18 protein-coding genes are annotated in these 21,195 nt (G+C 45.3%); 12 read left to right on the forward strand and 6 right to left on the reverse strand.

Annotated elements, in window-relative coordinates:
* Positions 1-164 precede the first annotated feature (164 nt).
* The gene (locus tag OCV37_RS03055) at positions 165-707 is read left to right on the forward strand and encodes a porin family protein (RefSeq protein ID WP_038178088.1); all 543 of its coding nucleotides are present in this window, start codon (positions 165-167) and stop codon (positions 705-707) included.
* A gap of 274 nt (positions 708-981) precedes the next feature.
* Positions 982-2,571 carry a peptide chain release factor 3 gene (gene prfC / locus OCV37_RS03060; protein ID WP_038178087.1) on the forward strand — a complete coding sequence of 530 codons (1,590 nt, stop codon included), beginning with the start codon at positions 982-984 and terminating at the stop codon, positions 2,569-2,571.
* A gap of 66 nt (positions 2,572-2,637) precedes the next feature.
* Here the strand turns inward: prfC and srmB are convergent, their stop codons facing one another.
* Together srmB and OCV37_RS03070 are read right to left on the reverse strand one after the other, a co-directional pair.
* Complete coding sequence (gene srmB, locus OCV37_RS03065) at positions 2,638-3,882, reverse strand: ATP-dependent RNA helicase SrmB (RefSeq protein ID WP_038178266.1); 1,245 nt, start codon at positions 3,880-3,882, stop codon at positions 2,638-2,640.
* 170 nt (positions 3,883-4,052) lie between these two features.
* The gene (locus tag OCV37_RS03070; protein WP_038178265.1) at positions 4,053-4,775 is read right to left on the reverse strand and encodes a tRNA1(Val) (adenine(37)-N6)-methyltransferase; all 723 of its coding nucleotides are present in this window, start codon (positions 4,773-4,775) and stop codon (positions 4,053-4,055) included.
* 354 nt (positions 4,776-5,129) lie between these two features.
* Here OCV37_RS03070 and brnQ point away from each other — a divergent pair, with 354 nt between their 5' ends.
* The 5 genes from brnQ (at position 5,130) to OCV37_RS03095 (ending at position 11,846) form a co-directional block, all read left to right on the forward strand.
* On the forward strand, positions 5,130-6,446 hold the full coding sequence (gene brnQ / locus OCV37_RS03075) for a branched-chain amino acid transport system II carrier protein (RefSeq protein WP_038178085.1): 1,317 nt from the start codon (positions 5,130-5,132) through the stop codon (positions 6,444-6,446).
* A gap of 217 nt (positions 6,447-6,663) precedes the next feature.
* Positions 6,664-7,762, forward strand: a protein-coding gene (gene prfB, locus OCV37_RS03080) for a peptide chain release factor 2 (protein ID WP_157634848.1) whose coding sequence is annotated in 2 segments (ribosomal slippage) — positions 6,664-6,738 and positions 6,740-7,762 — 1,098 coding nt in all. Because the reading frame shifts where the segments join, the coding sequence is not laid out codon by codon here.
* Positions 7,763-7,792: 30 nt separating this feature from the next.
* Positions 7,793-9,325 carry a lysine--tRNA ligase gene (gene lysS / locus OCV37_RS03085; protein ID WP_038178083.1) on the forward strand — a complete coding sequence of 511 codons (1,533 nt, stop codon included), beginning with the start codon at positions 7,793-7,795 and terminating at the stop codon, positions 9,323-9,325.
* A 356-nt stretch (positions 9,326-9,681) separates the two neighbouring features.
* Positions 9,682-11,013, forward strand: coding sequence for a cyclic-di-GMP-binding transcriptional regulator VpsR (gene vpsR / locus OCV37_RS03090; protein ID WP_038178082.1), 1,332 nt, complete (start codon positions 9,682-9,684; stop codon positions 11,011-11,013).
* 572 nt (positions 11,014-11,585) lie between these two features.
* Positions 11,586-11,846, forward strand: coding sequence for a hypothetical protein (locus tag OCV37_RS03095; protein WP_038178081.1), 261 nt, complete (start codon positions 11,586-11,588; stop codon positions 11,844-11,846).
* 100 nt (positions 11,847-11,946) lie between these two features.
* On the opposite strand, the gene OCV37_RS03100 is transcribed toward OCV37_RS03095, so the two are convergent.
* Together OCV37_RS03100 and mutH are read right to left on the reverse strand one after the other, a co-directional pair.
* Positions 11,947-12,996, reverse strand: coding sequence for an NADP(H)-dependent aldo-keto reductase (locus OCV37_RS03100; protein ID WP_038178079.1), 1,050 nt, complete (start codon positions 12,994-12,996; stop codon positions 11,947-11,949).
* 214 nt (positions 12,997-13,210) lie between these two features.
* A complete protein-coding gene (mutH, locus tag OCV37_RS03105; RefSeq protein ID WP_038178078.1) occupies positions 13,211-13,876 on the reverse strand; it encodes a DNA mismatch repair endonuclease MutH in 666 nt (221 codons plus the stop codon).
* Between the two features lie 628 nt (positions 13,877-14,504).
* Between mutH and rppH the strand changes: the two genes are divergently transcribed.
* From rppH to OCV37_RS03130, 5 genes are read left to right on the forward strand one after another with little or no spacing between them, the layout of a single operon-like run.
* On the forward strand, positions 14,505-15,023 hold the full coding sequence (gene rppH / locus OCV37_RS03110) for an RNA pyrophosphohydrolase (protein WP_027694250.1): 519 nt from the start codon (positions 14,505-14,507) through the stop codon (positions 15,021-15,023).
* Between the two features lie 2 nt (positions 15,024-15,025).
* Positions 15,026-17,272, forward strand: a complete 2,247-nt coding sequence (ptsP, locus tag OCV37_RS03115; protein WP_038178075.1) for a phosphoenolpyruvate--protein phosphotransferase — start codon at positions 15,026-15,028, stop codon at positions 17,270-17,272.
* Positions 17,273-17,291: 19 nt separating this feature from the next.
* Positions 17,292-18,086 (forward strand): sulfite exporter TauE/SafE family protein, encoded by a 795-nt coding sequence (locus tag OCV37_RS03120; protein WP_038178074.1) that lies wholly within the window; start codon positions 17,292-17,294, stop codon positions 18,084-18,086.
* 47 nt (positions 18,087-18,133) lie between these two features.
* Positions 18,134-18,946, forward strand: coding sequence for a prolipoprotein diacylglyceryl transferase (lgt, locus tag OCV37_RS03125; protein ID WP_038178073.1), 813 nt, complete (start codon positions 18,134-18,136; stop codon positions 18,944-18,946).
* Between the two features lie 37 nt (positions 18,947-18,983).
* On the forward strand, positions 18,984-19,718 hold the full coding sequence (locus OCV37_RS03130; RefSeq protein ID WP_038178071.1) for a hypothetical protein: 735 nt from the start codon (positions 18,984-18,986) through the stop codon (positions 19,716-19,718).
* Between the two features lie 79 nt (positions 19,719-19,797).
* On the opposite strand, the gene OCV37_RS03135 is transcribed toward OCV37_RS03130, so the two are convergent.
* Entirely contained in the window at positions 19,798-20,181 is a 384-nt protein-coding gene (locus OCV37_RS03135; protein WP_038178070.1) for a GFA family protein, read from the reverse strand.
* A gap of 24 nt (positions 20,182-20,205) precedes the next feature.
* On the reverse strand, positions 20,206-21,039 hold the full coding sequence (locus OCV37_RS03140; protein ID WP_038178069.1) for a thymidylate synthase: 834 nt from the start codon (positions 21,037-21,039) through the stop codon (positions 20,206-20,208).
* Positions 21,040-21,195: the final 156 nt, after the last annotated feature.

Below are 21,195 nucleotides of genomic sequence, written 5' to 3' on the forward strand. Positions count from 1 at the left end.
CTGGCCCGGTCTCCCGTCACAAATCTCCTGTTCAGACTACCGGTTCGCGGTTACAGACTGTCACACAACGTCACTATAAGTCGCTCAAATATCAGCCTCTTTTCAATGATAATGACTTGCCAATTGATTTTGTCCATTTTCATTGTTGTAGAGGAAAAGTAGTCGTGAAAAAATTGATCAGTTTTTTAGGTGTCGTTAGTGTATTACTCGCATCAACCAGTGAGGCAGCGACATGGATTGGGATTGAAACCGGAGTCGGGTCTTCCGATTATAAATCGGCATCGGATAATATTGATGTTTCATGGACCGGTGCACTTATGGCCGGGATAGATTTGAATCAGAACTGGAGCGTTTTGGCCGGCTTACATATGGGATCCGGAAGTAGTGTGCCACGTAAAGACATTGGTATTGCGACGAAGTCAGAAGAAGAGCTGGATTACCGGGCATTATCACTGAGTCTGAACCGCAACTTCTATCTTACGGATCGCCAGTTTCTTTATGCGTCTGTCGGGCTGAACTATAACCAGACCGAAGTTGAATTACGTTCAGTCAAAACCATTGACGAAGACGGGATTGGTTATAATTTGCGGGCGGGATGGCTGTTTCGATTCAATCAACGTTTTTCATTCAATATCGGACTGCAACGATTGGGGATGAGTGATGTGGATGTCAACTCGGCCAATATCGGCATGATGTACAGATTTTAATTCACATCCGACCGTGATTGATGACGAGTCATTTCATTTTATACGCTGATCCGTTGCTTGCACGCCTGAAAATCGTGTCGGGCACGGATTTTTCGCTTCGTCAGTCTGATTCATTCACATCACTGGGATTGTTGCACAACCAGATTGTTTAAACAGCCAAGATCAGCGAGAATAGCAGCCTATTACGATTCACCTGACGGGTTTGATCCGTGGCGCACCTGAAAAGCGCCTGAAAAGTGCGTGCAAATCCGTGTACAGATAAAAGATTTTATTCATGGCTGACCAGAATTTTCTCAACGAAGTTAATAAGCGAAGAACCTTTGCGATCATTTCCCACCCGGATGCGGGTAAAACCACCATTACTGAAAAAGTGTTGTTATTCGGACGTGCGATTCAACAGGCCGGTACGGTCAAAGGGCGTGGCTCGAATCAACATGCGAAATCGGACTGGATGGATATGGAAAAAGAGCGGGGCATCTCGATTACCACGTCAGTCATGCAATTTCCTTATAATGATTGCCTGGTTAACCTGCTCGATACTCCCGGACACGAAGACTTTTCTGAAGATACCTATCGGACGCTGACTGCGGTCGATTCTTGCCTGATGGTGATCGATGCTGCCAAAGGGGTTGAAGACCGGACCCGTAAGCTGATGGAAGTCACCCGTCTGCGGGATACACCGATTGTTACCTTCATGAATAAGTTGGACCGCGATATCCGCGATCCGATGGAGCTGTTAGATGAAGTAGAGAATGAGCTGGATATTCTTTGTGCGCCGGTGACTTGGCCGATTGGCTGCGGTAAAAACTTCAAAGGTGTTTATCACCTACGCCGTGATGAAACCATTTTATATTCGACCGGTCAGGGGCATACCATTCAAGAATTGCGGATCGTCAAAGGGCTTGATAATCCGGAGCTCGATCAGGCAGTCGGTGATGATCTGGCCGCGCAACTGCGAGAAGAGCTGGAACTGGTTGTCGGTGCTTCGAATGAGTTTGATCAGGAACTGTTCCTGCAGGGTGAGTTGACTCCGGTATTCTTCGGCACAGCCTTGGGGAACTTTGGTGTTGATCATATGCTTGATGGGCTGACGGAATGGGCACCTGCGCCGCTGGGGCGTCAAACGGCTGACCGTGTTGTTGAGGCGACGGAAGAAAAATTCTCTGGGTTTGTGTTTAAAATTCAGGCCAATATGGATCCTAAACACCGTGACCGTATCGCCTTTATGCGGATTGTCTCCGGTGCTTACCAGCAAGGGATGAAGATCAATCACGTACGAATCGGTAAACAGGTCAGTATTTCTGATGCAGTGACGTTTATGGCCGGTGACCGGGCGCGTGCTGAAGAGGCGTTTGCCGGCGATATTATCGGTTTACACAACCACGGTACAATTCAGATCGGGGATACTTTTACGCAGGGAGAAACAATGAAGTTCTCCGGCATCCCGAATTTTGCGCCTGAGCTGTTCCGTCGCATTCGTCTTAAAGATCCATTGAAGCAGAAACAACTGCTGAAAGGATTGGTGCAGTTATCTGAAGAAGGGGCGGTGCAGGTCTTCCGTCCGATGCAGAATAACGATCTGATCGTTGGCGCGGTCGGGGTGCTACAGTTTGACGTGGTCGTGGCTCGGCTGAAATCTGAGTATAACGTGGAAGCGATTTATGAGAGTGTCAATGTGGCAACGGCACGCTGGGTCGAGTGTGATGATGCGAAGAAATTAGATGAATTTCAGCGTAAGAATCAGGCTAATCTTGCATTGGATGGTGGAGATAATCTGGCTTATATCGCGCCAACGATGGTCAATCTCAATCTGGCTAAAGAACGTTTTCCGGACATTGATTTTCGCGCTACCCGTGAGCACTAATCACGCCACGGCAGAGACAAAAAAGCTCCCTCGGGGAGCTTTTTTGATCTCGGTGTGAAAGCAACATTACTTTTTCTTTTTAGCCGCTTTCTTCTTCACCGCTTTTTTATCTTTAGTTGCTGCCTTTTTCTTCGCCGGTGACTTTTTCTTTTTGAAGACCGGTTTTTTATGCTGCGGTCGTAAACCGTCGATAAAGCGCTCTTTGATCTCTTCGTTCATATAACGCTGAATTCGTTCGATCATCGGTTGGTCATGCGCTTCAACCAGTGAAATCGCAATTCCTTTTTTCCCGGCCCGGGCCGTTCGGCCGATACGGTGCAGGAATACATCGGCGGTTCTGGGCAGATCATAGTTGATCACATGGCTGATGTCGGAAATATCTAAGCCGCGGGCGGCGACATCCGTTGCCAGTAAAATATTGATCTCTCCTTCACGAAAGCGGGTAATTGCATTATTACGCCGCTCTTGCGGCATTTCACCCTGAATCCATGCACAAGGGATCTGGCTGCGTTCTAATTCTGAACGTAACTCTGCCAGTCGCTCCCGGGTTTTGATGAAGACGATAGCGCGCTGAGACTGGGCGGTCAGGATCTCTTTGAGCAGTTCATTCTTATGCGCCAGACTGTCTGCACGATGGTACCACTGAGTGATTTTTTTCCGTTCCCGTCTTGGCGGTTCGGCGCGGACTTCTGCCGGTTCGTTCAACAGATCTGCGGCAAACCCGTCAACTCCTTTTCCTTCCAGTGTGGCAGAGAACAGTAAGGTCTGTTTACGCCAGCGACATTCGGTGGAAAGGCGATTCACGGTTGGTGCAAAGCCCATATCCAGCATGCGATCCGCTTCATCTAAGATCAGCCATTCAATGGCCCGACAGTCAAAACGCTCGGCCTCAATGTACTCCATTAACCGACCGGGCGTTGCTACCACAATATCTTGTGTCGCATTGAGCAGATCGGCATGCTGCTGATATTGGACGCCACCGGTGATCGTGACGATTTTCAGATGGGTGAATTGCGCCAGTGTCTGGATCTGTTCCGCCACCTGAATGGCCAGTTCCCGGGTCGGCGTGAGGATCAGGATTCGGGCAGGCCCCGGCTTTTTCCGTGGAAAGTCGATTAAATACTGAATCGCGGGCAAGCCAAAAGCGGCAGTTTTTCCGGTACCGGTTGGGGCAGAAGCCATGACATCCCGACCATCTAAAGCATAGGGAATGGACTCGGCCTGAACTTGCGTCGGACGAGTAAATCCTGCTTTTTCAATGGCTTCAAGAAGACAAGGATCTAATTCTAAGTCTGAAAAATTTTTAATCACGGCTATTTCTCTGCTTGTCGAACGCTCTGCATCAAAACGCTCATTCATCAAACTATCTGTTAAGCTATCCGTTATCCGAGACAGGTGCAACGGGGATGGCAAAACCAAAGCTCGGCATTATAGAGACTTCCATCACGATCTTACATCCTTTTTTACATCTTCAGGCTTTTTTACATTTTGAGGTAAAACGCCCGGGTCAGTTCGGTAAACGCCGATGTATAGCTGTTTTGAGCGCGAATTGTGAGCTGGGTGAATTCACAGGCCGATGGTGCTGTTTTGCTGAGTGAAAACAGTACCCGGGCAGGAGGTTTGGTATCGGTGGGAGAGACCAGACAATAGCGGGTTAGAAACCACCCCTGTTGTTTGGCGACTTCAATCAGCGCATCCCCTTCCTGACAAGGCAAAATCATACTGAGTTGTCCTGAAGGTGAAAGCAAATGATAACAATGATGTAAAAGCTGTTGGTGAGAGAAGCCGGAAACGTGTCGGGCCAGTGCCCGTTCCGGCACGACGGACGTTTGCCCTGAGGTGAAATAAGGCGGATTGCAGATAATCGCATCATAATCCGACCGGGGAGCAAAAGTTAAGATATCTTGATGTTCTATTTTGATCCGTGATGCCCATGGCGAATGATCCCGGTTGTGGATCGCCGTCTGAATGGCTTGTTGATCAATATCGAGTGCCGTGATCTGTGCCGTTGGAAAACGTTGGGCACAAAATAAAGCCAATAAGCCGGTGCCGGTACCGATATCGAGAATCGAACGAAGATGCTCGCCATTCATCCAGGCACCTAATAACACACCATCCGTACTCACGGGCATGCCGCACTCGCCAGCGGAGACCGAAAATTGTTTGAAATGAAACGTTTTGGGGGACGGTGAGCCTTTTTTCATCGATATTGTTTTATCCGGCGTTGACTTCACTTCACCGAAGCGGCGTTCAATGCTTTTCCGGTCATGAGGTGTACATTGAGCGAGATGTTGGCAGGAATCGTATGACCTTTCAAGTCCATCCAGCAGAGACTGCATTTGTGAATAAGTTGTACCAATAGTTTTTATTTTTTGTATCATTTTTTTACTTTCTTATTGGTTTTTTGTTCTAGTAAATGTGAATTTACATGGATCAATTGACTATTTTTTATCGTTTTATTGATTATTTCATTCTGTTTGTTCATTATCGCCGCATAAAAACGAGAGGCAGTCTACTGCCGCAGTGACAAACACAACATAAACATAAGAAGGTGCTCTGTGAAACAGACATTGAAATTAACCGATATTATGGCGGTCGGCTTTATGCTGTTCGCTTTTTTTCTTGGGGCCGGTAACATCATTTTTCCTCCGCTTGCCGGACAAATGGCAGGCGAACACCTTTCATCGGCAATGGGTGGATTTCTCCTGACGGCCGTCGGACTCCCTTTAATTGCTATTATTGCGGTTGCGGTTGCAGGCGGCAGCTGGCAACACCTGACCAAAGATTTACCACTTAGAGTCTCGACGATTATGGCGGTGCTGATTTTTATCATTATCGGCCCTGCTTTTGCCGCCCCCCGAACCGGGCTTGTTGCTTTTGAGATGGCATTTAACCCCTTGGTTGGTGACAGTAGCTTTGCTAATCTGACTTTTTTCTCTGTTCTATTTTTTGTCGTTGCTGCTTTTTTCTCTTGGTCTCAAGGGAAACTGATTGATTTAATTGGTAAGGTTTTAACGCCAACGTTATTTGTCGGTCTGATTATTGTTGCTGTGGGTGTCGTTGTTCATCCACAAGGAACGATTGTGGCTGCGCAAGGCGCGTATCTGGAAAAACCTTTAACCACAGGTTTTCTGGAAGGTTATAACACCATGGATACCTTCGCGTCGTTGATGTTCGGGATGTTGATGGTGGATGTCCTGCGCGGCAAAGGGATTACCGAATCTCAAGCCACGACCAAGTATCTGATTGCGGCCGCCTTTATTGCGGCTTTCGGTCTCGCATTTGTCTATATTTCGTTGTTCTATCTGGGAGCAACCAGTTCAGTCATTGCGAGCGGGGCTGACAACGGTGGGGTGATTCTCAGTCTGTATGTGCAGGCGATGTTTGGCTACTTTGGGCAAGTTGTTTTATCCATTATTGTATTGTTGGCTTGTCTGACGACAGCGATTGGTCTCATTTCTGCGTGTTCTGATTACTTTAGTTCACTGACGCGATTCAGTTATCATCAGTGGGTCATTGTGAACAGTGTGGTTTGTGCTGTGGTTGCAAATGTTGGCTTAAGCCAGTTAATTTCACTGTCTATTCCCGTGCTGTTTGCTTTGTATCCGGTCGCGATTACGCTGGTTGCACTGACATTTATCCGCAATAAATTACCGAATCCTAAACTGGCTTACCGGATCGCTTTACTGGTGCCTTTCCTGTTTGCGCTGATTGATGCTTTCAAATTTGTTGGTGTGGATGTCTCTTATTTCAACTTCCTGCCACTGTTTGAGATTGGCATGGGATGGATCTTACCGACCGTCGTGACATTGATTGCCATGTTTTTTATCCCGCGTTCAGAGCAATCGATGACCATGAATGAAGCAACCAACTGATTGGTCGCGACGGAGAATTGCCCGGTGAACCTTCACCGCGATTCTTGTGTTTCGCATCACCGAACGCGACATGATTTCTGATCACATCCGCGTTCGGTTCAGTGATATCGCATGACAGGGAAAGTCATGCGTAACCCACAATTTTTCCTGTATCTTCATCACATTTTTCAGTAGAATTCTTCGGTTAAATTCTACTCTAATAAACGACTGAGCAATCATGTTTGAAATCAACCCGATAAAAAACCGCCTACAGGATGTGTCTGAGCGCACAAATGTCCTGAGGGGGTATCTTTGACTATGATGTAAAAAAAGAACGTCTCGAAGAAGTCAACGCAGAACTTGAACAACCCGAAGTTTGGAACGAACCTGAGCGAGCACAGGCGCTGGGAAAAGAGCGTGCCGCGTTAGAAGCCATCGTCGAAACCATCGATCTTTTGGATCGGGGTGTTGATGATGTTGAAGGCTTGCTTGAGCTGGCGATTGAAGCCGAAGATCAGGAAACGTTCGATGAGATCGGTCCCGAGCTGGATGAGCTTGAAGTTAATCTGGAAAAACTGGAGTTTCGCCGGATGTTCTCCGGAGAGCACGATCCTTCCGATTGTTATATTGACCTTCAGGCAGGTTCCGGTGGCACCGAAGCACAAGACTGGACTTCAATGCTACTGCGGATGTATTTGCGTTGGGCCGAAGCGAAAGGCTTTAAGACTGAAGTGATTGAAGTTTCCGAGGGTGAAGTTGCCGGGCTGAAATCGGTCACGGTGCGGATCGTCGGCGAATATGCTTATGGCTGGCTACGGACTGAGACTGGCGTTCACCGTTTGGTGCGTAAGTCACCGTTTGATTCCGGCGGTCGTCGTCATACTTCTTTTGCATCTGCGTTTGTCTATCCCGAGGTTGATGAAAACATTGATATCGATATCAATCCGGCTGATCTGCGCATCGATGTTTACCGGGCATCCGGTGCCGGTGGTCAGCACGTCAATACCACTGAGTCAGCGGTCCGGATTACGCACTTACCGACCAACACAGTTGTTCAGTGTCAGACTGACCGCTCCCAGCACAAAAATAAAGATCAGGCGATGAAGCAACTTCGTGCGAAGCTGTTTGAGCTTGAACTGCATAAACAGAATGCCGAGAAACAGGCGAATGAAGATGCCAAATCCGATATCGGATGGGGGAGTCAGATTCGTTCTTACGTGCTTGATGACTCGCGGATCAAAGATCTGAGAACGGGGATCGAAAACCGGAATACTCAGGCGGTTCTGGATGGCGACTTAGATAAATTCATTGAAGCAAGCCTGAAATCAGGTCTTTAAGCTTTTCACCGATATGACAGGTACATCGAAATGACTGATGCGATTCAAAACGAAACGACGCAAGAAAGTAACAGACAAGAAGAGAATAAACTTATCGCGGAACGACGCGGTAAGTTAGATTATATCCGTCAGGATTGTAAGGCAAACGGTCACCCGAATGATTTTCGTCGTGATAGTCTGGCCAGTGATTTGCAACAAACATTCGGTGAAAAGACAAAAGAAGAATTGGAAGCATTGAATCATGTTGTAGCCATTGCCGGACGAATTATGGCAAAACGTGGCCCTTTCCTCGTGATTCAGGAAACTTCCGGCCGAATTCAGGCGTATGCCAGTAAAGATGTACAGAAAGATTTGAAAGCCAAATATCAAGGGCTGGATATCGGTGACATCATTGGTGTAAAAGGAGCACTGCATAAGTCCGGAAAAGGGGATTTATATGTCAATATGGAATCTTACCAACTGTTGACGAAAGCGCTGCGTCCATTACCCGAAAAATTCCACGGTCTGACGGATCAGGAAATGCGTTATCGTCAACGTTATGTCGATCTGATCATGAACGAAGATTCACGTCAGGCATTCATCATCCGCTCTAAGTTGGTCAGTGCAATTCGTCACTTTATGATCGGCAAAGGGTATATTGAAGTTGAAACACCAATGATGCAGAGCATTCCCGGTGGTGCAACGGCTCGTCCGTTTATTACCCACCATAATGCGTTAGATATGGAAATGTATCTGCGGATTGCTCCGGAGCTTTATCTCAAACGTCTGGTTGTTGGTGGTTTTGACCGAGTCTTCGAAATCAACCGTAACTTCAGAAATGAAGGACTTTCTCCTCGCCACAATCCTGAATTTACCATGATGGAATTCTATCAGGCTTATGCGGATTATAAGGATTTGATGGATTTAACCGAAGAAATGTTAAGTTCGGTTGCGCTGGAAGTGCTAGGTTCGACGTCAATGCCTTATGGCGATGAAACGGTTGAGTTTGGTGGCCAGTATGCCCGTATGAGTATGTTAGAAGCGGTAATACACTACAATCCTGATCATGCAGAGATTCAGCGTCTTGATAATGACAAGATTCAGGATCGTGAGCTGATGGTTGCGATTGCTAAATCACTGCATATCGAAGTTGAACCATTCTGGACATGTGGCCAGTTACTGGAAGAAATTTTTGGTGAAACTGCTGAGCCAAAACTGATTCAACCGACTTTCATTACGGGGTATCCGGCGGATATTTCTCCTCTGGCGCGTCGTAGTGATGATAATCCATTTCTTACGGATCGCTTTGAGTTCTTTATCGGTGGCCGGGAAGTTGCCAATGGTTTCTCTGAGTTGAATGATGCTGAAGATCAGGATGCACGCTTTAAGGCACAAGTTGATGCCAAAGATGCCGGGGATGATGAAGCGATGTTCTATGATGCTGATTATATTACTGCGCTAGAACATGGTTTACCGCCGACTGCGGGACAGGGGATTGGTATTGACCGCTTGGCCATGTTGTTCACAAACACGCATACCATTCGGGATGTCATTTTATTCCCGGCAATGCGTCCTCAGGGATAATTGACTAAATTTATTACTGGTGATGGATTAAAGTGCTAAAAAACACGGAAAGCCTTTCCTTCGGGAAAGGCTTTGTTTTATCAGAAAGAGCAGGTAGGATGATTAGACCAGTGATGATTTCATATATTAGAGGAGTGGAAAGGGGGGAAATATATTTAAGTAGTTGTCATCGGATAAGGAAAACGGGTCGTAGTATTTTGTCGCTTTTGTTCTTTTTATGTCATCTTCTATGTTAGTCTCATAAGTAAGAATATGCGTTTTTTAATTCGTGCCTACGGTAGCGTAATTATTAATAATTAATACTATATAAGCCCCCAAATAACATAACAATATGAATAAATGATAAGGAATAGTTCATGGGTAATCAGTTCCGTATGGACTCTGTGCCAGGTTCTCTTATCGTGGTTGGTGGCACGTATGAACCATGGCTTTCGGTATTAGAACAAGTTGGTTGGCGATGTTCTCAAGTCGGCGATTTAAGAAAGGCAGATGTCTTGTTTGATGAAATCGGTCCATGTATCGGTATTGTCGATTTAAGTCACGATGAGTTCAGTTTAAATGGGGTTGCGAACTTAGTGAGTAGTCATAGACAAGTTCGATGGCTGGCCTTCATTCGCGAATCACAATTAAGCTCAGATACAATATGTCAATTTATTGTAAACTTTTGTATTGATTTCTTTACTGCGCCAATCCCAGATGCGCAGCTGCTAAGTACGATCGGCCATCAGCTTGGTATGTTGAAGCTTGAGAAAAAAGTGTGGCCTCACTATGGGTTAAACGATAATTTTGGCCTGATTGGCGAGTCGGTACCAATGAAACGACTGCGTGATCAGATCAAACGAATCGGGCCAACCGATGTGAGTATTTTGATTCATGGTGAGAGTGGTTCAGGTAAAGAGATGGTTGCCAAGGCGGTCCATCATTCTTCTTCCCGTGCCAAAAAACCGTTTATCTCTGTTAACTGCCGTGCAATGTCCGAAAAACGTTTTGCGATGGAATTGTTTGGTATTGGCGCCGATGATGATTTTGTTTCAATTCTGGAAAAAGCAGATGGTGGCACTGTTCTTCTGAATGATATTTTATCAATTACAAAAGATCAGCAGTTGAATTTGCTCCGTTTTTTTCAAGAAGGAACGATAGAGACATCGAGAGGATTCCAGACGGTTGATATCCGGATTCTCGCCGCAAATGCGACGGATATAGAGAAAGCTTTGATTGATGGTAATTTCAATGACGAGCTATATCACTATATCAATGTACTGCGAATCAATGTCCCTAGCTTGAAAGAACGTGTTTCCGATATCCCTTTAATTGCCCGTCATTATCTTCAGCAATTTTCAAAAGAGTATAATGCCCAAGCTCGCGATTTTACAGAGGATGCACTCAAAATGCTTTCCCGCTACCATTGGCCAGGGAACATTCGTGAGTTAATCAATCAGGTAAAACGAATGGTCCTGATGTCTGATACGGTCATGCTCGGTGAGAGCAATCTGGATTTACCAAAATTTGGAGATGGAAAACTAAGTCTGAAAAGTATTCGTGAACGTTCTGAGAAAGAAGCGTTGATGCTGGTGCTTGAGTCTAATTCCGGGCAAATTACTCAGGCAGCAAAAGAGTTAGGCATATCCAGAGCAACCATGTATCGTTTGCTGAATAAGCATAATTTAATTTCAGAAGACATGAATTAATTTATATGATGATTATCTTATTTTAGGAAGTTCTTATAAATTGATTTGAAAAGCCTTATGATGTCGGTAAGGCTTTTTTATTTTATCCCTATCCTTGTATGACTAAAAATATTGTTAGTGAATTGTTTCAATAAAATAATTCATTTCAGCTGAATGTCATCATGGTTAACTGAACGATTGTTAATTATTGAATTAATCTATTTTTTTGAAGAATATGGATGGTTCATTGATTGATTTATTGATTTATTCCTATTAAATTATCGTTGTGACTTCGGTCATCATTATCAATTGGATTGTAACAACTAAAGGAGACGCGCTATGAAATCTTTATTCAGCATTATTTCTTGCCGTGCGTTTCTATCTCTACTTATTTCTCATTTGCCAGTCAATACCACTACGGGTATGCCACAACAAATGAAACGAGATATTTTTAGTTAACCAATCCGTAAGCTTTTTTATTAGGCTGCGGAAATGTAGCAGCTTAATAAGTCAAAGAATCCAATTCTCTGTCCCGTATTCTATTAAGTACCGCTAGGTTTCCTTCAGCCGATGATCTCTCAAGGAGAATACCTATGCGTCATTCATTTTATTTATCACTTGCAGCATGGCTCATTCGAGCTGATTTACGTCGTGAAGAACGGGTATGGCGGGTATGGAGAAGAAAAGTACGTCGGAGTGCTTACGATATTCCATGGGACAATCCTCATTTGCTGCGTGATATCGGTCTGGAAGCGGATGGCCGGGCAATGTCTCGTTCGATCAATGAAGATCAACGTGTGACTCGTCGGATGCACCTGCTCAGGCAGTTGATATCATTGCGAATACCGACATAACTCAAACAGGCCAAAAGGATGTGCGTCCTTTTGGCCTGTGCTTATTTCGCTCGTCGATAGCCTTCAATAAGGCGGAGGGCTGTTATCAATAGCAATACAATTACGGACAAGGGTTGGAGTAGGTTGTCGCAATCTCATTGATCTTGGCGATGATTTCATCCGACAATGTGATTTCAATACTATCGATATTACTTTTTAATTGATCTAATGTTGTTGCCCCAATAATGTTGGCGCCGACAAACGAACGCTGATTGACGAAAGCAAGGGCCATTTGTGCCGGGTCGAGTTGATAATCGCGGGCAAGTTGAATATAAGCTTCGGTTGCTTTAATTCCCTGAGGAGTGAAGTAGCGTTTAAATCGTTCGAAGCGAGTACAGCGAGCCCCTTCCGGCTTGGCACCATCGAGATATTTTCCGCTGAGAATGCCAAATGCAAGCGGGGAGTAAGCCAGTAATTTCACCCCTTCAAAATGACTGATTTCTGACAGGCCTATCTCAAAGCTACGATTCAACAGATTATAGGGGTTTTGAATCGTGACAATCCGGGGTAAATCATGTTTTTCGGCTAACCGGAGATAAGTCATCACACCCCAAGGGGTCTCATTGGATACACCAATATAGCGGATCTTTCCTGCCCGGACGAGATCGGTCATTGCTTCCAGTGTTTCAATCAATGTCACTTCTTCTTTCTCTGGAAGTTCAGGATAATTGAGTGTGCCGAAACAGTTGGTTTGACGCTGTGGCCAATGCAGCTGGTACAAATCGATATAATCCGTTTTTAATCGTGCGAGACTATCGTCAATGGCTTGATGAATATTACGATGATCCAGTGCCATGTTCTCCCGGATCTGAAGTGGATTTCTTGGCCCTGCGTTGACCGGACCAGCCACTTTAGTTGCCAGCACGATTTTTTCTCTTTTGCCTGATTTTTCAAGCCAGTGGCCAATAAATTCTTCTGTTTTTCCCTGAGTTTCCGGAGAAGGGGGAATCGGATAGACTTCTGCCGTATCGATAAAATTCACGCCTCGTTCGAGAGCGTAGTCAAGTTGGCTGCAAGCATCATCACATGTATTTTGTTGACCGAAGGTCATGGTACCAAGGCAGATTTTACTGACTTCTAATGTTGAGTGAGGCAGCTTTGTATAATGCATATGACTTCCTTTCTTGTTAGAGAACCAATTATCTAGCAGATCCGACTGCAATTTTCATTAGGTTTGAACGCGCGTATATATGCTTCGCCTTTCACTATAAGCGAAGTGCCTACCGAAAAGGAAATAGAAATTAATAGTCAAGGTTTGGTGATCAAAACCTGCAATCATCAAGGCTAGAACGATATCGGTTGTGGTGCAGTTTTGACTGATGCGTTTATATGAAATGATGGGCGAGAATCTGTGCGGTAAATTGAGTGCGCAGATAAAATCCGCGTGGGCGTGTGCGGATTCTTTTTCCGTTATAGCCATAAGCTTCGGTTTTGACGCGACCGTTGGCCGCCTTGGGTCGTAATTGAAGGATCTCTCCATGTCTGGCGGTGACTTGTTCTATCTGGCCTAACACGATGAATTCCATCAGTTCTTCCCAGTCATTTTTGAGTTGTACTTCTTGTTGCGGTGAAGGGCTCCATAGCAGGGGGGCACCGACTTTTCTGTCAGCGATGGGAATCTCTCGTTCTCCTTCTACCGGGATCCAGAGAACGCGCGACAGTTTGTTCCTGACATGACTGTTTTCCCAGGTCAGCCCCTGCACACCTGTTAACGGTGCCACGGAGACAAATGTTGTTTCAAGTGGTTTGCCGACAGCACTAACAGGAATACTTTTTAGCTCAATGCCCAGTTTTTCAAAATCCTGTTGGGGTTTGCTGCCTGCCGTTGCACCCAAGTGCCATTCGAGAAGTTGACCGACCCAACCTTTATCCTTTTTCAGATCCAGAGGCACTTTCATCCCGGCAGTGGCTGCAAGTTCAGCAAAACTGAATCCGGCTATCTCCCAAGCTCTTTCAAGTAATTCTCTTTCTGTCTGTGGTTCTGGTCTCATAAGATCTTTCAGATATTCGCAGTCGAAGGGCAACAGTTTAGGATGTAACGAGCACTAGTTTAACAGATGAAATGAGAGGTCGTCATGGTTTGTCTCAAAGAGCTACTCTGTGATGATTTCCTCAGCTTATCCACAGGACGCTTGTGTATAACGATGTGTTACTTCTCTATATGGATGGATATACAGGCTTTTTTACCGGTTTTCTATGATTTTTTTAGTGAAATCGTTGTTGTGGTGTGGATAAAAATGACAGTGGTTGATCTTTGTGCAATGTGATTCCGGGATTGATCCTGATGAATCAAATGATGATCATCCGAGTCGTGGCTGTTGAACTAATTGATTGATAAGTAAGGTCTAGTTGGATTTTATCTCGTGTTGTTGAAAAGTTTGTTATGAGAAGAACATCGAATTATTGTGAGTAATCTATCACTTTTTCACATAGTTACTCACAGAAAAGGTGAATAAGATCAGCCAAATTTGTCATCTTGTGTTAATAAGTTATTCATCGGCAGTGGCATCTCAAATTTAGTCCACGTCGTATTTTTGTTTTTATTGTCAATGGATATTTGCTACATCTGGGGATCTATGAAAAAATCAGGAGAAGTTAAATTTTATTAGAGGTTTGCCAGTGATAGATGGCGATGGTTATCGACTCAATGTCGGTATTGTAATCTGCAACAACCATGGTCAGGTATTCTGGGCGAAACGATACGGACAACATTCTTGGCAATTCCCTCAGGGCGGCATTGATCATGGTGAAACACCAGAACAAGCCATGTTCAGAGAGTTGTACGAAGAGGTTGGTTTAACAAAAACGGATGTGAAGGTCATTGGTTCCAGTCGTCATTGGTTAAAGTATAAATTGCCCAAACGATTGGTACGCTGGGATTCTCAACCTGTCTGTATTGGACAAAAACAGAAATGGTTTCTTCTGCGTTTAGAGTGTCATGAGTCTAAAATCAACATGCAGCGTGGAGTAACCCCTGAATTTGATGGTTGGCGTTGGGTGAGTTATTGGTATCCGGTAAGGCAGGTCGTTTCATTTAAACGCGATGTTTATCGGCGGGCGATGAAAGAGTTTGCCTCGATAGCGATGCCATTTAAAGCACGGAAAGTAAAAGGTAAACGGAAAGGGAAAAGAGGATAAGCATGCTCTCTCAGCTTCGGGACATTATGGAACAGGTTTCAAAAGTTGAAGATGTTCATCAGGCTTTTGACATTCTGGTGAAACAGACCTGTGAGGCCATGAATACCGAGTGCTGCACAATTTATCTCGCCAATGAAGAAAAGTTACGCCTTGAACTGATTGCGACTCAAGGGTTGAAATTTAAAGGCAATAAAATACATATCGGTTTTGATGAGGGGTTGGTCGGGTTAGTGAAACGTTCAGCTGAACCGATCAATCTGGCTGAAGCTTCAAAACACCCTAATTTCAAATATTTCAAACAACTTGGTGAAGAGGTGTACCAGAGTTTTCTCGGTGCACCGATTATTTACCGCAAGCAGGTGCTGGGGGTTTTGGTTATCCAGCAACGATCTCCCCGCCAATTTAGTGAAATCGAAGAATCATTTATTGTAACACTGTCGGCTCAGTTAGCCGTTTTGGTGGCGCACTCGCAATCTCAGGGATTATGGTCTCTGGCAAAACAACAGCCGGTTGTCCGTGGGATTGGTGTTTCTCCGGGAGTTGCGATTGGTGAATTCTGGTGGGATAACTCTCAACCAGAGCTGGAAAGCGTATTGCCGGCTTCGAGTCTTGACGTCAAAAAAGAACAAGAATGGTTATCCCGAGCCGTTGAAAATGCGCTGAGTGATTTTCGGCGAATGCGGAAAAAGCTGGATGGGGATATTCACAAAGATACGCTGGCTATTTTTGACCTGTTCACTCACTTACTCAATGATCCGATGCTCCGTAAGGATCTGAAAGAGCAGATCCAGAAAGGTGACCGAGCGGATTGGGCCTTGCGTCAGGTGGTTGAAGCCTATGTTGAACGCTTTTCTCAAATGTCGGATGTTTACCTGCGCGAAAGAGCACAAGATATTCGAGAGCTCGGGCAACGAATGCTGTACTTCTTGTACAACAGTGAACAGCAAGAATTAGCATTGGAAAAGCCGATCATTCTTGTGGTCAGGGAGCTAACCGCTTCCGTTCTGGCCAGTATTCCCAAAGATAAACTTTTGGCTGTTGTTTCACTTGAGGGGGCCGCCAACTCTCATGCTGCGATTCTGTCCCGAGCTTTGGGGATTCCTGCCATTATGGGCGTATCCCTAAATTTCAAAGAAATTAATAACCAATTAGCCATTGTCGATGGTTACAGTGGTTTTATCCATATTTCACCGGATGCTGAAGTTCTGGCCGAATACCAGGAACTGATGGAAGAAGAAGGTGAGTTGTCGGAGATGGTCAATCAAAGCCTTGCCGAAAAAGCGATCACTCTCGATGGATATCCGGTCAATATCTTATTGAATGCAGGTCTGAATACCGAGAATAACACTGCTGTTAATCAAGGGGTGGATGGGGTCGGTTTGTACCGGACTGAAATTTCGTTCTTATTACAGAATCGTTTCCCTTCCGAAGAAGAGCAAATCCAGCTTTATCGTCAGGTGTTGTCTGCCCATCCCGGAAAGATGGTTGTGATGCGAACATTAGATGTCGGTGGCGATAAGCCTTTACCTTACCTGCCAATTGAAGAAGATAATCCGTTTTTAGGCTGGCGAGGTATCCGTTTTACGCTGGATCATCCCGATATTTTTTTGATTCAGCTGCGGGCGATGATGAAAGCCAGTATCGAGACCGGGAATCTGGGCATTTTGTTACCGATGATTTCCGGCATGAAAGAACTTGATGATGCGCTGGTCTTCATTGAGCAAGCATTTACGGAAGTCTCCGCTGTGGACGACCGGGTGAAACGGCCTACGATCGGGATTATGCTCGAAGTCCCATCCATGCTTTATCTTTTACCCCAAATGGCAGACCGGGTTGACTTTATCTCGGTCGGGACAAACGATTTGACGCAATATTTATTAGCGGTTGATCGGAACAATGCCCGGGTTGCCGATGTCTATGAATCGATGCATCCTTCAGTTTTGATGGCATTGAAACATATTTCTGATGTGTGTCATCAGTATCAGATTCAGGTTTGCGTTTGTGGTGAGCTTGCCGGTGATCCAATTGGCGCACTGCTTCTGATTGGGATGGGATATCAGACATTGAGTATGAACACGGCGAATGTGGCTAAAGTGAAATACCTGATTCGTCATTCAGAAATTAAAACGTTGCAAAAACTTGCATCGCAAGCGCTGATGCAAACTTATGGTCATGATATTTATAGTATGATGCGGGCTTACTTTGAAGAGTTCGGTTTTGCCGGCTTTATCCGAGCCGGTAAACATTAAGTTTATCTGAGGAACGAGCGTGACCATCACTTTTGTCTTGCTGTTGATTGTGTTAGGTGCTTTTGTCGGCGTTATGGCCGGGTTGTTAGGCATTGGTGGTGGCTTAATTATTGTTCCCGCGTTGTTGTTTTTATTTCCTCATGTCGGCATTACACCGGATATCGCGATGCAAGTGGCTTTGGCGACCTCTCTCTCCTGTATCATTCTGACTTCAGGTTCTTCGGCGTTAAATCATCTCCGTTATGGCAATATTGATTTGCTTGCCGTCAAATGGCTAACCCCCGGGATTATTGTCGGTGGGTTGATGGGGGCAACTCTTGCCGACTGGATGCCGAGCGAATATCTGCCCAAAGTTTTTGGTGTGATTGTTTTCTTGCTGGCGATACAAATGTTTCTCTCGATTCGTCAGCAAACGGCGAAACCGATGCCGGGGCAAGCCTCGATGATCCTTAGTGGAAGTTTTATTGGCATGATTGCCAGCTTAGCTGGTATTGGTGGCGGGGCGTTATCAGTGCCTTATCTGAATAAGCATGGCATAGAAATGCGTAAGGCGGTGGGAACATCGTCATTCTGTGGCTGCATAATTGCATTATCTGGTATGGTGGGATTTATTTGGCATGGTTTTTCGGTCAAAAGCCTGCCTGCGTTTAGTTTAGGGTACGTCTACTTACCCGCTTTGCTGTTTGTTTCCTGTACGTCGATGTTTACGACCAAGGTGGGAGCCAAGTTAGCGACCGAATTACCGACATCAGTATTGAAAAAGGTATTTGCTGTGTTTCTGATGTTTGTATCCGTTCATATGCTGCTGCGTTAAGCGTGGTATGTCATAAACCATTTTATATTGAATAAGAGTAAAGATTTATGTCTCAGGAATTCTTGCAGTTTCCGAATATTGACCCTGTCTTAGTCTCCATTGGGCCACTTTCCATTCGGTGGTATGGCGTGATGTATCTGCTTGGGTTTCTTTTTGCGACTTGGTTGGCGAACCGAAGAGCCGATAAAGCGGGAAGCGGGTGGACAAGGGAACAGGTTTCTGACCTTTTGTTTGCCGGATTTGTCGGTGTGGTCATTGGCGGACGTGTGGGCTATGTGCTGTTTTACGGATTTGAATATTTTCTGGCAGACCCGCTCTATCTGTTTAAAGTCTGGACGGGCGGGATGTCTTTCCACGGTGGGTTACTCGGGGTGATGACCGCGATGCTCTGGTATGCCAAACGTAACCATCGCCAGTTTTTTGCCGTGGCCGACTTCGTTGCGCCACTTGTTCCTTTTGGACTCGCGCTGGGACGTTTAGGGAATTTCATGAATGGTGAATTGTGGGGCAGAGTGACTCATGAGCCTTGGGGCATGGTCTTCCCCGGTGCGGGACCATTGCCACGTCATCCTTCCCAGCTGTATGAATTCTTTCTGGAAGGGGTACTTTTGTTTATCATCCTCAACGTTTTTATCCGTCAGCCCCGCCCTGCCGGCTCGGTTGCAGGACTATTTCTCATTGGTTACGGTACCTGTCGGACGTTTGTTGAATATTTCCGAGAGCCGGATGCACAACTTGGGCTATTCGCCGGGTTTATCTCAATGGGGCAAATTCTCTCTTTGCCGATGATCCTTGCCGGGGCGTTATTGATGGTTTGGGCCTATCGCCGAGATTCGGGCTCATCCGCGCGCACTCAATAGATTGTGTTCCCGGCACAAGAATTATACAGGTGACTGAATGGCTTTAAATGCATTGAAGACCAAGTTATCGAGACATATGAGCGGGGATCCCAGAGCCCCGTTCGACACGCATCGATATAAAACACACGACTTGAGTGTCGAGCTGGACGAAAGAATCGATAACTTTTGTCTGTTTCATGAGATTGCTTATCAGGAACTGAATCGCAAATGTGCAGCGCTGGATGATTTTTCGGCACAGGTGAAGGCACGGCTTGATGCTACAGATGATGAAGAGGCATTGGAGTTTCTCAAGTATCAGGCTTCTCAATTGATCCATTCGAATGATACCGATGTGCAGCGAGTCAAAAACCTTGCGGATGAATCGACCATTATCGGGATGTGGGCAATTGTCGAGCAATTTACCAAGCGGGCGTATGTGCTGCTGAAATCGAATTTGTTGGCGATCGATGCATCAGAGATCGCCCCGCCTTATCGATGGGATCTTATCAAGGGTGCTTATCATGGATATGGTTTAGCACTTGATTCACTGACACATTACGATACCGTGAATGAACTTAGAGTTGTCAACAATAAGATCAAGCATCTGTATCAGGTTGATAGTGATTTGGCTGCTTTTCCCCGCTTTGCGGATAAGGAAGGACTTCCGATGACTTTTCTAAATTATCCGGTACACGAATATGAAGAAGCGGTTTATCTGTTTCTGGGGCGTTTATTGGTGTGGGTCGGTGAACGAATTCATACCCACGAAATAGCGGCAGCCGACGAAAGCTAGTGTCATGGGTCTCTCGCTAGACGTTCAGGTGTTAGTTCTCTCGACCAGTGATATGGTCGAGAGATACATTTCTACCACGTTATATTTCTTTGCTCTTGTCCGCCAGTTTATGGGCATGAGATTCCCAATCCTGACCATCAAAGTCCGAGACTTCTAGTTGCGGGATCGGTGTATCAATACAATTAACGTTGACGTCGATCCCATCGGGATTCGAGCGGGGCACATAAAACGGTTTGATGCCGCAATGCTGACAAAAGTAATGCTGTGCCACTTTTGTATTGAAAGTATAAGTTGCTAACTGAGCTTCACCGGATAACAACTTAAACTTTGAGTTGGGAACGATAAGGTGCAAATAGCCCGACTTGTTACAGATAGAACAATTGCACTTGTCTGCTTCCATGACTTCAGGTGCTTCGACTTCAAATCGAATCGCGCCACAGTGACAACTTCCCTGATATTTCATCTCTTCCTCGTGACACGAATGTCTTTATATGGCGACGGGTGCTTTAATCGATGGATGTGGATCATATCCGACGATTTCAAAGTCCTCAAAACGATAGTCATAAATCGATTCGGGGTGGCGCAAAATGCGTAATTCCGGCAACGGACGTGGCTCCCGGGTAAGCTGAGTTTTAATTTGTTCCATATGGTTGGAATATGCATGTAAATCACCAAAACTAACCACAATTTCATGCGGTGTCAGTTGGCATTGTTGGGCAAGCATATGGGTGAGTAATGCCAGTGAGGCAATGTTATAAGGTAACCCGAGGAAGCTATCTGAACTACGGATGTATAATTGTGCAGAAAGCTTGCCATTTGAAACATAAAATTGATACAGCAAATGGCAAGGGGGGAGCGCCATTTTTCCTTGTCGGGCATTCTCCTGAGGTGTCATTGATTCATCAGGTAAATACTCCACATTCCAGCCATGAAACAGAATACGGCGACTATTGGGATTATTTTTTAAGGCATCCACGACATAATCGATCTGATTGAGGCTTTCACCTGATTGTGTTGGCCATGCCGTCCACTGTTTACCATAAATCGGGCCTAAGTCACCACTTTCCGTCGCCCACTCATCCCAGATCGAGACACCATTTTGTTTCAGCCACGTGGTATTGGTATCACCACTGAGGAACCAAATCAGTTCGTTTGCGATACTTTTAAAATGGAGTTTCTTGGTGGTAATGAGAGGAAAACCATCTTGAAGATTATGACGAATTTGACGTCCAAACACCGAAAGTGTTCCCGTACCGGTGCGATCACCTTTGACATCACCGTTTTCCAAAATATCTTCCAATAATGCAATGTACTGCTTCATAACTTGCCTATTCATCAATTTTTTATCAGTTTAATGAATTTCCCAGAGACTTGTAAGGGGCAGTATTGAAGATATTTTCATGTTCGGATATATCGATGCTTAATATTGAAAACCTCGGTTATTTCGATCATGCTGATGATAGAATACGCTGTACTG

Origin of the sequence: Vibrio rhizosphaerae (assembly GCF_024347095.1) — a bacterium.
GTDB lineage: Bacteria > Pseudomonadota > Gammaproteobacteria > Enterobacterales > Vibrionaceae > Vibrio > Vibrio rhizosphaerae.

Coding starts and splice junctions, on each gene's coding strand:
- OCV37_RS03130 (WP_038178071.1), top strand. CDS start 18,984: ATGGCTTTAAATGCATTGAAGACCAAGTTATCGAGACATATGAGCGGG.
- OCV37_RS03070 (WP_038178265.1), bottom strand. CDS start 4,775: ATGAAAAAAGGCTCACCGTCCCCCAAAACGTTTCATTTCAAACAATTT.
- lysS (WP_038178083.1), top strand. CDS start 7,793: ATGACTGATGCGATTCAAAACGAAACGACGCAAGAAAGTAACAGACAA.
- lgt (WP_038178073.1), top strand. CDS start 18,134: ATGTCTCAGGAATTCTTGCAGTTTCCGAATATTGACCCTGTCTTAGTC.
- OCV37_RS03135 (WP_038178070.1), bottom strand. CDS start 20,181: ATGAAATATCAGGGAAGTTGTCACTGTGGCGCGATTCGATTTGAAGTC.
- mutH (WP_038178078.1), bottom strand. CDS start 13,876: ATGAGACCAGAACCACAGACAGAAAGAGAATTACTTGAAAGAGCTTGG.
- ptsP (WP_038178075.1), top strand. CDS start 15,026: ATGCTCTCTCAGCTTCGGGACATTATGGAACAGGTTTCAAAAGTTGAA.
- prfC (WP_038178087.1), top strand. CDS start 982: ATGGCTGACCAGAATTTTCTCAACGAAGTTAATAAGCGAAGAACCTTT.
- OCV37_RS03140 (WP_038178069.1), bottom strand. CDS start 21,039: ATGAAGCAGTACATTGCATTATTGGAAGATATTTTGGAAAACGGTGAT.
- OCV37_RS03100 (WP_038178079.1), bottom strand. CDS start 12,996: ATGCATTATACAAAGCTGCCTCACTCAACATTAGAAGTCAGTAAAATC.
- OCV37_RS03095 (WP_038178081.1), top strand. CDS start 11,586: ATGCGTCATTCATTTTATTTATCACTTGCAGCATGGCTCATTCGAGCT.
- vpsR (WP_038178082.1), top strand. CDS start 9,682: ATGGGTAATCAGTTCCGTATGGACTCTGTGCCAGGTTCTCTTATCGTG.